A 15,310-nucleotide genomic window follows, 5' to 3' on the forward strand; every position below is an offset into this window, starting at 1 on the left:
CACGAGATCGAGGGAGGACCCGGATGGAATTCCAGCGGCGCACCGTGCTCGCCGGCGCCGGGTCGGCTTTCCTCGCGGGGTGCGCCGGGGCCGGCCTGGCGCCTGCTGCCCCGCCGGCCGCCACGCGCCTGCCCGCGCTGAAGCTGGATCTCGACCGGCTGATGAAGATCACCGTCTGCCTGCGCCCCTTCCGCCCCGCGGGGCCGCGCCTCGAGGCGGAGCGTCTGGGCGAAAAGCTGGTCGTTCACAATTACGGCCACGGCGGCGCGGGATGGTCGCTGAGCTGGGGCTGCGCGGCCGAGGCGGCCGCCCTCGCCCGCGCTTCGGGCGCGGCGTCGTTCGCCGTGATCGGCGCCGGTGTCATCGGGCTGACCAGCGCCCTGCGCCTGGTCGAAACCGGTGCCCGGGTCACGATCTACGCCGACGAGTTTCCGGCCGAAACCCGCTCCGCCCGGGCAACGGGGGTCTGGTCGCCCAGCAGCCGGATCGCGCTGGAGGGCGCGGCGCCGGCCGGCTTCGCCGAACGATGGGAGCAATGGGCCCGGCAGGCCCATGCCGCGCACCAGCGTTTCGTCGGCCTCGCCGGCGAGCCGGTCGAGTACATGCCGCAGTTCGACGTGGCCGGCGGCGGAGGCGACGGACCATCGCCGCGTGCGCAGCACGATTTCCTGCACCTCCACCGCCGGGTGCGCGATCTCGACCTGCCGTGGCGAAAGCTGACCGGTGCCGAAAACCCTTTCGCGCCGCGCGCCGCCTCGGGCGGGCAGGGAATGGTGTTCAACGTCGCCGGCTATGCCGATCGCCTGGCGCAGACGTTCCTGCTGCGCGGCGGCCGGATGATCCGCCGGTCGTTTCCCGACCGTGCCGCAGTGCTTTCTCTTGCCGAGCCGGTGATCGTCAACTGCATGGGATACGGCGCCAGGGCAATCTGGGACGATGCTGCGATGGTGCCGGTGCGCGGGCAGATCGGGTGGCTCGTCCCCCAGCGCAATGCCCGCTATTCGCTCTACCACGGCGGCGCCAACGCGATTTCGCGGCGCGACGGGGTGGTCATCCAGTCTTACGGGCCGAACGAGGATTTCGGCTATGGCGATGCCAGCGAAGTGCCCGATCGGGCGGAAACGGCGCGGGCGCTGGAAATCCTGCGGCGCGCCTATCCCGACCGGCATAGCGCGCTGACAGCGACGGAGGCCTGACGATGATCGAGCCGGATAAGCTGGATTATCGCGACGGCGAGCTTGCCCTGACCGGCCATCTCCTTCGGCCGGTGGCGCAGCCCCGGGCCACGATCGCCGTGTTCCCCACGATCGCCAACGTCACACCCGCGGTCATGGCCAAGGCGCGGTTGCTGGCCGAGTCGGGCTATCTCGTTCTGGTTGCCGACTTCTACGGCCGGATGCCCGACGGGCCGGTCGCCTTCGAATGGGCCGATGCGCTGCGCGCCGACACGGGGAAGTGGCGCGGCCGGCTGCGTGCCGCGCTTGGCGCACTTCGCGCCGAGGCGCCCGGCCTTCCCATGGCCGCGATCGGCTTCTGCCTCGGCGGACAGGCCGTGCTCGAACTCGCCCGCGACGGGGCGGACCTGGTGCTGGCGGCGAGCTTCCACGGCCTGCTCGAAACCGATGCCCCGGCGCGGCCGGGCGCGATCAAGGCCCGCATCCTCGTCTGCCACGGCGATGCCGACAGCCTCGTGCCGCGCGCGCATGTCCGCGCTTTCTGGGAGGAAATGGATCGTGCCGGCGCCAACTGGCACTTCCACAGCTACGCCGGGGTCAGCCACGGCTTCACCAATCCCGATCCGCCGCCCGGGAACCCCGTTGTCGCCTACGATGCCAGCGCAGACCGGCAGAGCTGGGCGGCGCTGAAGAGCCTCCTCGACGAAGTGCTCGAATAGCGCCGCCAGCCTGCGATCGTGCCGCTCAGGCGGCGGTTTCGAAGGCGCCTTCGCCCAGGGCCATCATCGCCTCGCTGCCGGCTTCCAGCTTGCGCCGCAGGGCGCCCGCGTCGGGCATGAAGCGCTCGGCATAGTAACGCGCGGTGACCAGCTTGGCCTCGTAGAACGCCTTGTCGCCGGCCCCTTCGGCCAGCTTCGCCTGCGCCACTTTCGCCATGCGCAGCCACATCAGGCCGAGCGTGACGATGCCCATGATGTGCATGTAGTGGTGCGCCCCGGCGCCCAGGTTGTTGGGGTTCTGCATCGCGTTCTGCATGAACCACATCGTCGCCGCCTGCTGCTCGCCCAGCGCCTTCTCCAGCGCCTGGGCGATCGGGGCCAGCGCCTCGTCTTCCCGGGCCGCCGCGGCTTCTTCGCCCACCAGCTTGAAGAACGCCTGGACCGCGGCCCCGCCGTTCTGGGCCAGCTTGCGCCCGCACAGGTCCATCGCCTGGATGCCGTTCGTGCCCTCGTAGATCTGGGTGATGCGGGCATCGCGCACGAACTGCTCCATGCCCCATTCCTTGATGTAGCCGTGCCCGCCGAAGACCTGCTGCATGTTGACGGCGGTTTCGAACCCCTTGTCGGTGCCGTAGCCCTTGATCACCGGGGTCATCAGGCCCAGCAGCATGTCCGCCTCGGCCCGCTCGGCCTCGCTCTCCGCCTTGTGCGAGAGATCGACCAGCAGCGCGCCCCACAGGGCCAGCGCACGGAAGCCCTCGGTAAAGGCCTTGGCGTCCATCAGCATTCGCCGCACGTCGGGATGAACGATGATCGGATCGGCCTTTTCTTCCGGCTCTGCCGGGCCGGTCAGCGCGCGGCCCTGCCGCCGGTCGAGCGCATAGGCGACGGCATTCTGGTAGGCCGCCTCCGCCTGGCTGAAGCCCTGGATGCCGACGCCGAGGCGGGCCGCGTTCATCATGATGAACATCGCGGCGAGGCCCTTGTTCTCCTCGCCGACCATCCACCCTTTCGCGCCGTCGTAGTTCAGCACGCAGGTGGAATTGCCGTGGATGCCCATCTTGTGTTCGATCGACCCGCAGCTCACGCCGTTGCGCTCGCCCAGCGATCCGTCCTCGTTGACGAGCACCTTGGGGACCACGAAGAGCGAGATGCCCTTGGTCGAATCGGGCGCGCCGGGGGTCTTGGCCAGCACGAGGTGGATGATCTGTTCGGTCAGGTCGTGTTCGCCGGCCGAGATGAAGATCTTCGTCCCGGTGATGGCATAGCTGCCGTCGTCCTGCGGTTCCGCCTTCGTCCGGATCAGGCCCAGGTCGGTGCCGCACTGCGGCTCGGTAAGGTTCATCGTCCCGAGCCACTCGTTGGCGATCATCTTGGGAACGTATTTCGCCTTCTGCTCGGCCGAGCCCTTCGCCAGCAGGGCCGAGACCGCGCCGTTGGTGAGGCCCGGATACATGCCGAAAGCCTGGTTGGCGGAAGAAATGAACTCCTCGATCACGAAGCCGAGGACATGCGGCATGCCCTGCCCGCCGAATTCCTCCGGCGCGGAGATCGTGCCCCAGCCCGCTTCGCGGAACTGCTCGAACGCTTGCTTGAACCCCGGCGGGGTCGTGACCGATCCGTCGTCGTGCCGGGTGCAACCGTGCTCGTCACCGGGCTGGTTCAGGGGGGCGAGAACTTCCGAACAGAACTTGCCCGCCTCGTTGATGACGGTGTCGATCATGTCGGGCGTGGCGCTTTCGAACCCGGGCAGCTTGGCATAGCCTGCCAGGTCGAGAACTTCGTTCACCACGAAGCGGGTGTCGCGGGTGGGGGCGGTGTAAACGGGCATGGAATCTATCCTGAAGGAATTCGGGTCAGTCGGAATCGATCGATTCGACCAGCTTGATGAAAGCCGACAGTTCCTTGATCGAGGAATCGATGTCGGCCTTCTGCCGCTTGAGCTTGGCCACGTGGGCGCGGCATTTCTCTATCGTGACGCGGCGCTGTTCGACACGGCCGTCGCCAAGGTCGTAGAGGTCGATCATCTCGCGGATCTCGGACAGCGAGAAACCGACGTTCTTGGCGCGCATGATCCAGGCGAGCCGCGCGCGGTCGCGCTTGGAATAGACGCGCGAGAGGCCGACGCGCCGCGGGGCGATCAACCCCTCGTCCTCGTAGAAACGGAGCGCGCGGGCCGTGCAGTCGAACTCCGCCGTCAGGTCGGAGATCGTGTACTGCTCGCGCGCATGCTTGTCCGGCCGGTCGAGGTGGGCGCCGGAATGCTGTTCGGGAAGCTTGCGAGCGGGATCTGACATGCCGCCAGAATAATACCCTTTACGTAAACGTCAATCGCCTTGCGCGACGAGCCGGTCGCCCTCGAGCCGGCGATAGAAACAGCTTTCGGCACCGGTGTGGCAAGTCGGCCCGCGCGGCGTGCAGCGCAGGACCACCGCGTCTTGGTCGCAATCGACGAGGATCTCCTCCACCGCCAGGGTATTGCCCGAGGTCTCGCCCTTCAGCCACAGGGCCCCGCGCGAGCGCGAATGGAAATGGGCGAGCCCGGTTTCCCGCGTACGTTCCAGCGCCTCGCGATCCATGAAGGCGACCATGCGCACGCTGTTGTCGGACACGTCGACGACGACTGCCGTCAGGAGGCCGGCCACATCGAACTTCGGTTCGAACTTGTCGCTCATAACATTATCACCTGAACAATTTCGCGGCCGCGGTTAGCCGGTTTGTTGCACGATAACCACAGCGACTGTTCAAAATCGACACGCCCGGCACATGACGCTTTGATGAACGGGCGCGAGGTGGGAAGAAACACTTGCACTCCGCAAGGAATGCCCACCGATCTTTCGGTGCCGCAAGAGCGCCGGGTTCAGGGGGAAAGGGGACGCAGCCCGCCAGTCGGCGATGGCGCCCCCATCAACGTTGAGGGATCGGATCCCGCGTGGCCGACTGGGGGGTATGGTCACCAGCCTTAGGGCGGATCCAATGATTTTCGTCACGTGGCGCCCGGAGCTTCGGCTTCGGGCGTTTCGTTATGCGGCACTGCCCTTCCCGTCGCGGCCGGCGATTGTCCGTCGATCACCCGCGCGCAGCAGGCGATCTTCACTTTGGCGGCCCCCGCGCGCCGGAGGGCGGCGACGCAGGCATCGCTGGTCGCTCCGCTCGTCAGCACGTCGTCCACCAGTATCACCTGCGCGCCATCGAGCGCGGCCAGGTGCCTGCGATCCGCCACGATGGCGCCGCGTAGCGCCCGGCTCCGCTCCTTGCGCCCGAGCCCGCCGAGCGTCGGCGTAGGCTTGCGCCGAACGAGCGCATCGACCAGGACCGGCTGGGCCAGCTCGCGGCCGAGGTTGTGCGCCAGCAGGGCGGCCTGGTTGAAGCCCCGCCGCCAGAGACGCCAGCGGTGCAGCGGAACGGGCACCAGCAGCCACTCGCCCTCGAACCCGGGCATTCGGGCTGCGACCAGGCGGGCGAGCATCGGCGCAAGCCCGATCCTGCGCCCGTGCTTGTAGGCCAGCACCAGCTTGCGCGCCGTGTCGTTGTAGAGCGCCGCCGCGACGATCCCATCGTGCCGCGGCGGATCGACGAGACATGCAGGGCACAGCGCGCCTTCGGCGATCTGATCGACCGCGAACGGGCGCTGGCACGCCGCGCAAGCGGGCTCCGACGGCAGGACCAGCCCCGCCCAGCACTGCGCGCACAGCCCGTCCTGCCGGGCGATCGCGTCCCCGCAAGCCGGGCAGCGCGGCGGATAGACGAGGTCTACCAGCGGAGCGATCGAGTCGCGCAGGGCGGCGCCGGATATCATGCGCCGAGGCTGTCGCGCTTGCATGGCGAAGGCAAGCCCGGCAGAGCACCGCGGCATGAGCGCCACCCCCGTTCCCCGCATCTTCGACCAGGCACGTCGCCGCCGGCGCTGGCAGAGGGCCCTCGCACGGCAGCGGGGGGCGGATGCGGCCGATTTCCTCTATCGGTCGTTCGCGGACGAGATCGAGGACCGCCTCGGCTTCATGAACCTGCGCCCCCGCACCGCGCTGGTCCTGGGCGACCCGGCCGGGCACGCCCAGGCGGCGCTGGCGCGGCTGGGCGCGGACGTTACTTCCGCCTCGCCGCTCGATACCGACGAGGAGCGCGCGCTGGGCGGGAGCCATGACCTCGTCGCCAGCCTTGCGATGCTCGACACGGTCAACGACGTGCCGGGGGCGCTGATCCACATGCGCAACGCGCTCGCGCCCGGCGGGATCGCGATGATCGCCTTCGTCGGGGCCGGCAGCCTCGCCAACTTGCGCCGCGCGCTGCTCGCGGCGGAGCCGGACCGGCAGGCGGCGCGCATGCACCCGATGATCGACATCCAGGCCGGATCGGCCCTGATGCAGCGGGCCGGGTTCGCCCGGCAGGTGGCGGACGGTTACCCGCTCAAGGTCCGCTACCGCGGGTTCGACCGGCTGGTGGGCGACCTGCGCGACCAGGCGCTCACCAATGTCCTCGCCAGCCCGCCCCCGCCCCTCGGCCGGGCCGCGGCGGGCCGGGCGCGCGATGCCTTCCTGTCTTCCGCCGATGCCGAGGGCCGCGTCACCGAGACTTTCGAGATAGTGACGCTAACCGGCTGGAAAGACTAGCGAAGGCTGGCCTGGGCTGCCGCCAGTCGCGCGATCGGCACGCGGTAGGGCGAGGCGCTGACATAATCGAGCCCGGTCTTCTCGCAGAACGCGATGCTGGCCGGATCGCCCCCGTGTTCGCCGCAGATGCCCAGCTTCAGCTCCGCCCGCGTGCCGCGCCCGCGTTCCGCCGCCAGTTCGACCAGTTGGCCCACGCCGTCGATGTCGAGGCTGACGAAAGGATCGCGCGCGAAGATCCCGCGATCGACATACTGCGCGAGGAACCGCGCCGAATCGTCGCGCGATACGCCCAGGGTCGTCTGCGTCAGGTCGTTGGTGCCGAAGGAGAAGAACTCCGCCGCCCCGGCGATGTCGCCGGCCATCAGCGCGGCGCGCGGCAGCTCGATCATCGTGCCCACGAGATAGGCGATCTCGCGTCCTTTCTCCGCGAAGACCTCGCCCGCGACGCGGTCCACCAGTTCGCGCAGCAGCTCCAGCTCGCGCCGGGTGGCGACGAGCGGAATCATCACCTCGGGCAGCGGGGCCTCGCCGCTTTCGGCCGCGACGTCGCAGGCGGCCTCGAAGATCGCGCGCGCCTGCATCTCGTAGATCTCGGGATAAGTGATCCCGAGGCGGCAGCCGCGATGGCCCAGCATCGGGTTGAATTCGTGCAGGTCCTGCGCCCGGCGGCGCAAGTGATCGACGCCCAGCCCGGTCGCCTCGGCAAGCTCGGCAAACTCGGCGTCGCCATGCGGGAGGAACTCGTGCAGCGGCGGGTCGAGCAGGCGGATCGTGCACGGCAGCCCGACCATGACCTCGAAGATCTGGCGGAAATCGGCCCGCTGTTCGGGCAGCAGCTTGTCGAGCGCGGCGCGGCGGCCCTTCTCGCTGTCGGCGAGGATCATCTCGCGCACCGCGCTGATCCGCCCGGCGTCGAAGAACATGTGCTCGGTCCGGCACAGCCCGATGCCTTCGGCGCCGAACTGGCGCGCCATGCGGCAGTCTGCCGGCGTTTCGGCATTGGTCCGCACTTTCATCCGGCGGTGCCGGTCGGCCCATTCCATCAGCGTGCCGAAATCGCCGGCCAGTTCTGGCTCGATCGTCGCCACTTCGCCGGCCATGACCTGCCCGGTCCCGCCGTCGAGCGTGATCGTGTCGCCTTCGGCCAGCTCGCGTTCGCCCACGCGCAGGGTGCGCGCCTTGAGATCGATCGAGACGCCGGGCGCGCCCGACACGCAGGGCCGGCCCATCCCCCGGGCGACCACCGCCGCGTGTGACGTCATGCCACCGCGCGCGGTCAGGATGCCCTGGGCGGCGTGCATCCCGTGAATGTCTTCCGGGCTGGTCTCGACCCGCACGAGGATCACCTTGTCGCCGCGCTGCGACCACTGTTCGGCGGTATCGGCATCGAGCACGATCCTGCCCGAGGCCGCGCCCGGCGAGGCGGGAAGACCTGTGGTCAGGACGTCGCGCGGGGCATCGGGGTCGAGCGTCGGGTGGAGCAGCTGGTCGAGCGCCATCGGATCGACCCGCAGCACGGCGGTCTTCTCGTCGATCAGCCCTTCGTCGACCATGTCCACGGCAAGCTTCAACGCCGCGCTCGCGGTGCGCTTGCCGGTGCGCGTCTGCAACATCCAGAGCTTGCCGCGCTCGACCGTGAACTCGATATCCTGCATGTCGCGGTAATGCCGTTCGAGCAGCTCGAACACGCGGGTCAGCTCGGCATAGGCCTCGGGCATGGCCTCTTCCATCGAAAGCGGCTTGGCCCCGGCCTTCTCGCGCGCGGCGCGGGTCAGGTATTGCGGCGTGCGGATCCCGGCGACGACATCCTCGCCCTGGGCGTTGATCAGGTATTCGCCGTAATAGGCCTTTTCCCCGGTCGCGGGATCGCGGGTGAAGGCGACCCCAGTGGCCGAGGTGTTGCCCATGTTGCCGAAGACCATGGCCTGGACGTTGACCGCCGTGCCCCAGTCGCCCGGGATGTCGTTGAGCCGGCGATAGACCTTCGCCCGTTCCGAATCCCAGCTGTCGAACACCGCGCGGATAGCGCCCCAGAGCTGGTGCAGCACGTCCTGCGGAAAATCTTCCCCCAGTTCGCGGCGGACGATGTCCTTGTACTGGCCGACGAGCGCCTGCCAGTCTTCGCACTCCATCTCCGTGTCGTTGTAGAAGCCCTTGTCTTCCTTGGCGATTTCGAGCGCTTCTTCGAACAGGCCATGGTCGAGGCCGAGCACGACGTCGGAATACATCTGGATGAACCGGCGATAGCTGTCCCAGGCGAAGCGCGGATCGCCCGAGGTCGCGGCGAGCCCTTCCACCGTCTCGTCGTTGAGGCCGAGGTTGAGCACGGTGTCCATCATTCCCGGCATCGAGACGCGCGCGCCCGAGCGGACCGAGACCAGCAGCGGATCGCCCGCATCGCCGAAGCGCTTGCCGACGGACCGTTCGATATGTTGCAGCGCGGTGGCCACTTCGTCCCGCAGTTCGGCGGAAAAGTCGCCGCCTTCCTTCAGGTAGCGAACGCATTCGTCGGTCGCGATTGTGAAGCCGGGGGGCACGGGCAGGCCGATCGCGGCCATTTCCGCCAGGTTCGCGCCCTTGCCGCCGGTAACGGTCTTGTCCTTCTGTCGCGCATTCGAATGCGGGGCGTCGCCGCCGAAGGTGAAGACCGTCTGTTCCATGCCATCCATCCCGAAAAGTTGACGAAGGTGACAGGGTGTCACCCGCGTTGTTCGTACCAAGCCGTTGATCTACCGCCCGATTCCCGAAGGTGACGGACAGGGTGGCAAGCGGCCGTTATCCCTCGATCCGAGAGAAATCGGCCACTTTGTGCACCGCAGCACGGAACCGTGCAAGAAGGTCGAGCCGGTGGGCCCGTTTGTTTTCTTCATCCGCGTTTACCGTCACTTCGTCGAAGAACCGGTCGATCGGCGCACGCAGGCTGGCAAGGGCCGCCATTGCCGCGCCGAAGTCTTCCGCCTCAATGGCCGCGGCCGCTTTCCGTTCCGAACCGTCGAGCGCGGCCATCAGCGCCTTTTCGGCAGGTTCGGGCGTGTAGGAAAGCTCTTTCGCATGGCGCTCGGCCATCTTGGCGTCGATCACCGCCTTCAGGTCGGGGTCGTCCACGATCGCGAGCGGGTCTTCCTCCCCGGTCTGCGCGATCTCGCCCTCGATGCCGTGCCAGTCTTCCTTCTTCAGGATATTGGCCGCGCGCTTGTAGCCGGCAAGGAGATTGGCGCCGTCCTCGGTCTCGATGAAGGCCTGCAATGCGTTCACACGGGCGAGAAGTCGCACGAGGTCGTCTTCGTTCCCGAGCGCGAAGACCGCGTCGATCAGGTCGTGGCGAACGCCGGCCTCGCGCTGCTGGACCTTGAGGCGGTCGGCGAAGAAATCGAGCAGTTCGCCCTCCGCGATCGGCAGGCGCAAACCGTTGTCCATCACCAGCCTGATGACGCCGAGCGCCGCGCGCCGAAGCGCGAAGGGGTCTTTCGATCCGGTCGGCTTCTCGTCGATCGAGAAGAAGCTGCGCAGTGTGTCGAGCTTGTCCGCCAGACTTACCGCCACCGTAACGGCCGCGGTGGGCACATGGTCGCCCTGGCCGACCGGCTTGTAGTGATCGCGGATCGCGTCGGCGACGGCATCGGGCAGTCCCTCGGCGCGGGCGTAATAGCCGCCCATAAGCCCCTGAAGTTCGGGGAATTCCCCGACCATCTCGGTCACCAGGTCGGCCTTGCAAAGCCGCGCGGCCCGTTCGGCCATGTCGGCGAGTGCAGCACGATCCTCCCCATCGGCTTGCGATGGGGAGGATCTTACGATCCCTTCCTCGACCAGCCAGCGGGCCAGTTTCGCCACACGCTCGACCTTCTCGGCGACGGTGCCCAGCTTCTCGTGGAATGTGATCCGCTCCAGCCCCCTGGCGTGTTCGGCCAGCGTCTTCTTGCGGTCCACGTCCCAGAAGAAGCGCGCATCGGCGAGGCGCGCGGCGAGGACCTTGCGGTTGCCATCGACCACGCGCGCGCCGCCGTCCTGCGCCTCGATATTGGCGGTGCAGACGAAGGCGTTGGCGAGCTTGCCGTCGGCATCCTCGCACACGAAATACTTCTGGTTCACGCGCGCGGTGAGCTGGATGACCTCGGGCGGGACGGCGAGGAAATCCTCGTCGAAGCGGCCGAGCAGCGGCACCGGCCACTCGGTCAGCCCCGCGTTCTCGATTACCAGCCCTTCGTCCTCGACCAGCGTGAGCCCGGCATCCCGCGCAGCGGCTCTCGCTCCGATCCTGATCTCGTCTTCCCGGAGCTTGTGGTTCACGATCACGTGCACATCGGCCAGCTTGCGTTCGTAATCATCGGCATTGCCAATTTCGATCATGCCGTTGCTGTTCAGGACAGTCAGGTTCTCGTCTTTGAATATCTCGACCGGCAGCCCGAAATTGCGCGACTTCGGATCGGGCTTTCTGATGCCGTGGAAGCGGTGACCCTCAGTTTCGCGACCACTCTTAATCCCATGCACCTTGCATTCGACGACCTCGTGGCCCAGCAGCGCAACGATACCCGACAGCGGGCGCACCCAGCGCAGGCTCTCGGTGCTGATCGAGGCTGAACCCCAGCGCATCGACTTGGGCCAGGAGAAATCGCGCACGATCGCGGGAATGGCCTCGGCCAGCAGGTCCCTGGTCGCGCGGCCGGGAATGTTCCTGACCGCGAAATAGGTCGGCCGCCCCTTGACCTCGCGCACTTCCAACTGGTCGCGCGTGACGCCGTTCTTGCGGCAGAATCCCTCCACCGCCTGATCGGGTGCGCCCTCGGGCGGGCCCTTCGCCTCTTCGCTGACCGCTTCGGTCGCTTGAGGAAGGTCGCGCGCGATCAGGGCGAGCCGGCGCGGCGTGGACCAGACGGTGACCGCGCCCACCGCGACCCCGGCGGCATCCATCTCGCGCCGGAACAGCTTTTCCAGTTCGGCGCGCGCGCCGGCCTGCATCCGCGCGGGAATCTCCTCGCAGCGAAGTTCGAGCAGGAAATCAGCCATGGGCCGCCTCCCCCGTCACGAGTTCCTGCGAAAGCAGGAACCCTGCCGAGTCGGCCCCTCGATTGCCCTGGGCTCCTGCTTTCGCAGGAGCGCACGAACTATGCGGATACGCACCCATCACAGCGACCACTCCGGATATGCTGCCTGCCACCGGGGCGCCATCAGCTCGGCGTATTTCTCGCAGCTTCCCCGCGCCAGGTCGCGTACGCGGCCCATGTAGCTGGCGCGTTCCTGCACGCTGATCACGCCGCGCGCCTGCAGCAGGTTGAACAGGTGGCTGGCCTCGACCGCCTGTTCGTAGGCCGCGATCGGCACGTCGTTCGCGATCGCGTTGCGGCATTCGGCCTCCGCCTTGTTGAACAGGTCGAACAGGGCATCGGTATCGGCGACCTCGAAGTTCCACTTCGACATCTGCCGCTCGTTCTCGAGAAAGACCTGACCGTAGCTCACGCCCTGTCCGTTGAAATCGAGGTCGTAGACGTTGTCGACGCCCTGGATATACATTGCCAGGCGCTCGAGCCCGTAGGTCAGCTCGCCCGCGACCGGCTTGCAGTCGAACCCGCCCATCTGCTGGAAATAGGTGAACTGGGTGACTTCCATCCCGTCGCACCAGACTTCCCAGCCCAGCCCCCAGGCGCCGAGCGTCGGGCTTTCCCAGTCGTCCTCGACGAAGCGGATATCGTGCTTCAGCGGATCGATGCCGATGACTTCCAGGCTCTTGAGATAAAGCTCCTGTATGTCGGGCGGGCTCGGCTTCAGGATCACCTGGTACTGGTAATAATGCTGCAGCCGGTTCGGATTCTCGCCGTATCGGCCGTCGGTCGGGCGGCGGCTGGGCTGGACGAAGGCGGCGTTCCACGGCTCCGGACCCAGCGCGCGCAGCGTGGTCGCGGTGTGGAACGTGCCCGCCCCCATCCGCATGTCGTAAGGTTGCAGGATCAGGCAGCCCTGCGCGCTCCAGAAATCGTGGAGCGCGAGGATCATGTCCTGGAAGCTTTTCTCGGGGTTCCGGTCCATCGCGCCGCGCCATGGCCGAAGCGAAAAAATCGGTCAATGGTGCAGCCGCGGCGGGGCCATCGGCTTGACAGGCAAGGGGGCGCGCCACAATCGGTTCACCGGCCCGCAAGGGGGCCGAGGACAGGACACCCGCGATGAAGCGCATTCTCACACCTTTCGCCGCCGCGGCTTCGGCCCTGGCGCTGGCTTTCGCCCCCGCGGCCCAGGCCGGGGACGCGCCCGCCCCGAACCCGGAAGCCCCTGCCCCAACCCCGGAAACCGCCCCGCCCCAGGCCCGCCCCGCCCTGTGGAAGGTGGCGGACGAGGACACGACCATCTGGCTCTTCGGCACGGTCCATGCCCTGCCCGAGGGGATCGACTGGTACCACGGCCCGGTCGCCCGGGCGCTCGGCGAATCCGAGATGCTGGTGACCGAGATCGAGATGACGGCCGAAACCGCCGCCTCGATGAAGGCGCTGGTCACCCGGATCGGCACCCTGCCCGAGGGGCAGAGCCTGCGCGCGATGCTGAACGCCAAGCAGCGCACCGTTTACGAGGACGCGCTGGCGCGGCTGGGCCTGCCGGCCGCGGCGTTCGACCCCTACGAGCCATGGTATGCGGCCATGATGCTGGGGATGCTGCCGCTGCTGAAGGAAGGCTATTCCCCCGCCGCCGGGGTCGAGACCGTGCTCCAGCAGGCGCGCGGCGAAGAAATGCCCCGCGGCGCGCTGGAGACGCTGGAGGAACAGCTCGCGATCTTCGACAGCCTGCCGATGGAGGCCCAGGTCCGCCTGCTGATCGAAACCGCCGAAGGCGTCGATGACATCAAGGCCATGCTCGACCTCATGGTCGCCGAATGGGCCGAGGGCGACGCCGCCGAACTGGCGCGCCTGATCAACGAGAGCATGAGCGACCCGGTCCTCGCCGAACGGCTGCTCTATCGCCGCAACGCCAACTGGGCGCGGTGGATCGACGAGCGCCTCGACCGGCCCGGCACGGTCTTCCTCGCGGTCGGCGCGGGCCACCTGGCGGGCACGCAGAGCGTCCAGGACAAGCTGGCCGAGCTCGGGATCGCGACCGCGCGCGTCCAGTGATCCGGCGTGCCGCCCTCGTCGCGGCCGGGCTGCTGCTGGCGCTCGCTGCCTGCGACCGGGGCCGCCCGCCGGCCGGGTTCGCCGGCCCCGCCGCACCCGCCCTGTTCGAGATCGCCGGGCCCGGCGGCGCGGTGGAAGGCTGGCTGTTCGGGACGATCCACTCGCTGCCCGGCGGCGTGTCGTGGGAGACGGAAACGCTCGCCGATGCGCTGGCGGCGGCGGACGTGCTGGTGGTCGAAGTCCGCGACCTGGAAGACGGCGCCGCGCTGCGCCGCGCGTTCGAGCGGCGCGCCTATTCCGCGCCCCGCCCCCCGCTGGCCGAGCGGGTCCCGCCGTCGCTGCGGCCCCGGCTGGAAAGCCTGATGGCCGAAGGCTCGATGCCGGCCGGCGCGCTCGACCGGATGGAGACCTGGGCCGCGGCGCTGACGCTCGCCCAACTGGGCCAGACCGGCAAGGCCGAGAACGGGGTCGATCGCGCGCTCGTGCGGCGCATGGGGGCGGGCGCGGTGATCGAGCTGGAAGGCGCGGGCGCGCAACTCGACATCTTCGACCGCCTGCCCGAGCGCGAACAGCGCGACCTGCTGGCGGCGGTGATCGCGGACCTCGCCGACCGCCAGGCCGGGTCGCAGGGCAATGCCGCGCGCTGGTACCGCGGCGATATCGGCCAGCTCGCCGACCCGGCGACGAGCGCGATCCTTGCCGACCCCGAGCTGCGCGACGCGCTCTATGCCGGGCGGAACCGCGACTGGGCCGGCCGCCTCGCGGCCATGCTGGACGAAGCGCCGCGCCCCTTCGTCGCGGTCGGGGCGGCGCACCTGGCGGGCGAGGACGGGCTGCCCGCCCTGCTGCACCGGCGCGGCTATACCGTGCGCCGCATCCAGTAACGCGCCCTTGCAATCCCGCCCCGGTCCGCTATAGGCGCGCGCTTCCTGCCATGGTCATCCCTGGAGGCGTGGCGGAAACCGTATCCACAAGCATTTCGAAAGGTAAGCGACATGAGCGACGCTCTGACCCTGCCGGCCGAGACGCGCGATCGGGCTGGCAAGGGAGCCTCCCGTGCACTGCGTCGTGAAGGCCGTGTTCCCGCCGTCATCTACGGTGGCAAGGAAGCCCCGACCCCGATCCACGTCGAGGAACGCCTGCTGATAAAGCAGCTGGACACCGGCCACTTCATGAACTCGATCGTCGAGATCGAGCTGGACGGCAAGACCGTTCGCACCCTGCCCAAGGACGTCGCTTTCCACCCGGTTACCGACCGCCCGAACCACGTCGATTTCCTGCGCCTGGCCAAGGGCGCGAAAGTGGACGTTGCGGTCCCCGTCCTGTTCGTGAACGAAGAGGCGAGCCCGGGCCTGAAGAAGGGCGGCGTGCTGAACGTCGTGCGCCACGAGCTCGAGCTGGTCTGCGACGCGAACAAGATCCCGAACGAGATCGAGATCGACGTCACCGGCCTCGAGGTCGGCGATTCGATCCACATCAGCCACGTCAAGCTGCCCGAGGGTTCGGAAAGCGCGATCACCGATCGCGACTTCACGATCGCGACGGTCGTGGCCCCGTCGGCGCTCAAGCGGGCCGAGGCGGAAGAGAGCGATGAAGCTCCCGCCGACGCGGTTCCCGCGACCGAGCAGAACGCCGAAGACGACAGCGGCGAGGAAGAGGGCGGCGAAGGCTGACCTTCCCCGCTTCCGGCTATCGCCCGGCAAGAACACGCA

General features: G+C 68.3%; 13 protein-coding genes. 6 read left to right on the forward strand and 7 right to left on the reverse strand.

Going from position 1 to position 15,310, the window contains the following annotated elements; all coding sequences use genetic code 11:
• The first annotated feature begins 23 nt into the window (after positions 1 to 23).
• Positions 24 to 1,196, forward strand: coding sequence for an NAD(P)/FAD-dependent oxidoreductase (locus T8T98_RS07025; protein ID WP_251105626.1), 1,173 nt, complete (start codon positions 24 to 26; stop codon positions 1,194 to 1,196).
• A 2-nt stretch (positions 1,197 to 1,198) separates the two neighbouring features.
• Positions 1,199 to 1,894, forward strand: a complete 696-nt coding sequence (locus tag T8T98_RS07030) for a dienelactone hydrolase family protein (protein ID WP_251105625.1) — start codon at positions 1,199 to 1,201, stop codon at positions 1,892 to 1,894.
• 25 nt (positions 1,895 to 1,919) lie between these two features.
• Here T8T98_RS07030 and T8T98_RS07035 read toward each other — a convergent pair whose 3' ends face one another.
• The 4 genes from T8T98_RS07035 to T8T98_RS07050 all read right to left on the reverse strand — a co-directional run bounded on the left by T8T98_RS07035 (position 1,920) and on the right by T8T98_RS07050 (position 5,693).
• Complete coding sequence (locus T8T98_RS07035) at positions 1,920 to 3,725, reverse strand: acyl-CoA dehydrogenase C-terminal domain-containing protein (RefSeq protein ID WP_251105624.1); 1,806 nt, start codon at positions 3,723 to 3,725, stop codon at positions 1,920 to 1,922.
• Between the two features lie 25 nt (positions 3,726 to 3,750).
• Positions 3,751 to 4,191 (reverse strand): MerR family transcriptional regulator, encoded by a 441-nt coding sequence (locus T8T98_RS07040; protein ID WP_160732916.1) that lies wholly within the window; start codon positions 4,189 to 4,191, stop codon positions 3,751 to 3,753.
• A 30-nt stretch (positions 4,192 to 4,221) separates the two neighbouring features.
• Positions 4,222 to 4,569, reverse strand: a complete 348-nt coding sequence (hisI, locus tag T8T98_RS07045) for a phosphoribosyl-AMP cyclohydrolase (RefSeq protein ID WP_251105623.1) — start codon at positions 4,567 to 4,569, stop codon at positions 4,222 to 4,224.
• A 311-nt stretch (positions 4,570 to 4,880) separates the two neighbouring features.
• The gene (locus tag T8T98_RS07050) at positions 4,881 to 5,693 is read right to left on the reverse strand and encodes a ComF family protein (protein ID WP_251105622.1); all 813 of its coding nucleotides are present in this window, start codon (positions 5,691 to 5,693) and stop codon (positions 4,881 to 4,883) included.
• A 55-nt stretch (positions 5,694 to 5,748) separates the two neighbouring features.
• On the opposite strand from T8T98_RS07050, the gene T8T98_RS07055 reads away from it, so the two are divergent.
• Entirely contained in the window at positions 5,749 to 6,504 is a 756-nt protein-coding gene (locus T8T98_RS07055) for a methyltransferase domain-containing protein (protein WP_251105621.1), read from the forward strand.
• On the opposite strand, the gene ppdK is transcribed toward T8T98_RS07055, so the two are convergent.
• From ppdK to T8T98_RS07070, 3 genes are all read right to left on the reverse strand, one after another.
• Positions 6,501 to 9,164 (reverse strand): pyruvate, phosphate dikinase, encoded by a 2,664-nt coding sequence (gene ppdK / locus T8T98_RS07060; protein ID WP_251105620.1) that lies wholly within the window; start codon positions 9,162 to 9,164, stop codon positions 6,501 to 6,503. The genes T8T98_RS07055 and ppdK overlap by 4 nt on opposite strands.
• 115 nt (positions 9,165 to 9,279) lie before the next feature.
• Entirely contained in the window at positions 9,280 to 11,508 is a 2,229-nt protein-coding gene (gene glyS, locus T8T98_RS07065) for a glycine--tRNA ligase subunit beta (RefSeq protein WP_251105619.1), read from the reverse strand.
• A gap of 117 nt (positions 11,509 to 11,625) precedes the next feature.
• A complete protein-coding gene (locus T8T98_RS07070) occupies positions 11,626 to 12,525 on the reverse strand; it encodes a glycine--tRNA ligase subunit alpha (RefSeq protein WP_160732922.1) in 900 nt (299 codons plus the stop codon).
• A 134-nt stretch (positions 12,526 to 12,659) separates the two neighbouring features.
• On the opposite strand from T8T98_RS07070, the gene T8T98_RS07075 reads away from it, so the two are divergent.
• The 3 genes from T8T98_RS07075 (at position 12,660) to T8T98_RS07085 (ending at position 15,271) form a co-directional block, all read left to right on the forward strand.
• The gene (locus T8T98_RS07075) at positions 12,660 to 13,598 is read left to right on the forward strand and encodes a TraB/GumN family protein (protein WP_251105618.1); all 939 of its coding nucleotides are present in this window, start codon (positions 12,660 to 12,662) and stop codon (positions 13,596 to 13,598) included.
• Positions 13,595 to 14,482 (forward strand): TraB/GumN family protein, encoded by an 888-nt coding sequence (locus T8T98_RS07080; RefSeq protein ID WP_251105617.1) that lies wholly within the window; start codon positions 13,595 to 13,597, stop codon positions 14,480 to 14,482. Before T8T98_RS07075 ends, T8T98_RS07080 begins: the two co-directional genes overlap by 4 nt.
• 111 nt (positions 14,483 to 14,593) lie before the next feature.
• On the forward strand, positions 14,594 to 15,271 hold the full coding sequence (locus tag T8T98_RS07085) for a 50S ribosomal protein L25/general stress protein Ctc (RefSeq protein ID WP_251105616.1): 678 nt from the start codon (positions 14,594 to 14,596) through the stop codon (positions 15,269 to 15,271).
• Positions 15,272 to 15,310 lie beyond the last annotated feature (39 nt).

Origin of the sequence: Pelagerythrobacter marinus, assembly GCF_034375205.1 — a bacterium.
Lineage (GTDB): Bacteria > Pseudomonadota > Alphaproteobacteria > Sphingomonadales > Sphingomonadaceae > Pelagerythrobacter > Pelagerythrobacter marinus.

Coding starts and splice junctions, on each gene's coding strand:
- T8T98_RS07070 (WP_160732922.1), bottom strand. CDS start 12,525: ATGGACCGGAACCCCGAGAAAAGCTTCCAGGACATGATCCTCGCGCTC.
- T8T98_RS07050 (WP_251105622.1), bottom strand. CDS start 5,693: ATGATATCCGGCGCCGCCCTGCGCGACTCGATCGCTCCGCTGGTAGAC.
- T8T98_RS07025 (WP_251105626.1), top strand. CDS start 24: ATGGAATTCCAGCGGCGCACCGTGCTCGCCGGCGCCGGGTCGGCTTTC.
- glyS (WP_251105619.1), bottom strand. CDS start 11,508: ATGGCTGATTTCCTGCTCGAACTTCGCTGCGAGGAGATTCCCGCGCGG.
- T8T98_RS07055 (WP_251105621.1), top strand. CDS start 5,749: ATGAGCGCCACCCCCGTTCCCCGCATCTTCGACCAGGCACGTCGCCGC.
- T8T98_RS07035 (WP_251105624.1), bottom strand. CDS start 3,725: ATGCCCGTTTACACCGCCCCCACCCGCGACACCCGCTTCGTGGTGAAC.
- T8T98_RS07030 (WP_251105625.1), top strand. CDS start 1,199: ATGATCGAGCCGGATAAGCTGGATTATCGCGACGGCGAGCTTGCCCTG.
- ppdK (WP_251105620.1), bottom strand. CDS start 9,164: ATGGAACAGACGGTCTTCACCTTCGGCGGCGACGCCCCGCATTCGAAT.
- T8T98_RS07075 (WP_251105618.1), top strand. CDS start 12,660: ATGAAGCGCATTCTCACACCTTTCGCCGCCGCGGCTTCGGCCCTGGCG.
- hisI (WP_251105623.1), bottom strand. CDS start 4,569: ATGAGCGACAAGTTCGAACCGAAGTTCGATGTGGCCGGCCTCCTGACG.
- T8T98_RS07040 (WP_160732916.1), bottom strand. CDS start 4,191: ATGTCAGATCCCGCTCGCAAGCTTCCCGAACAGCATTCCGGCGCCCAC.
- T8T98_RS07085 (WP_251105616.1), top strand. CDS start 14,594: ATGAGCGACGCTCTGACCCTGCCGGCCGAGACGCGCGATCGGGCTGGC.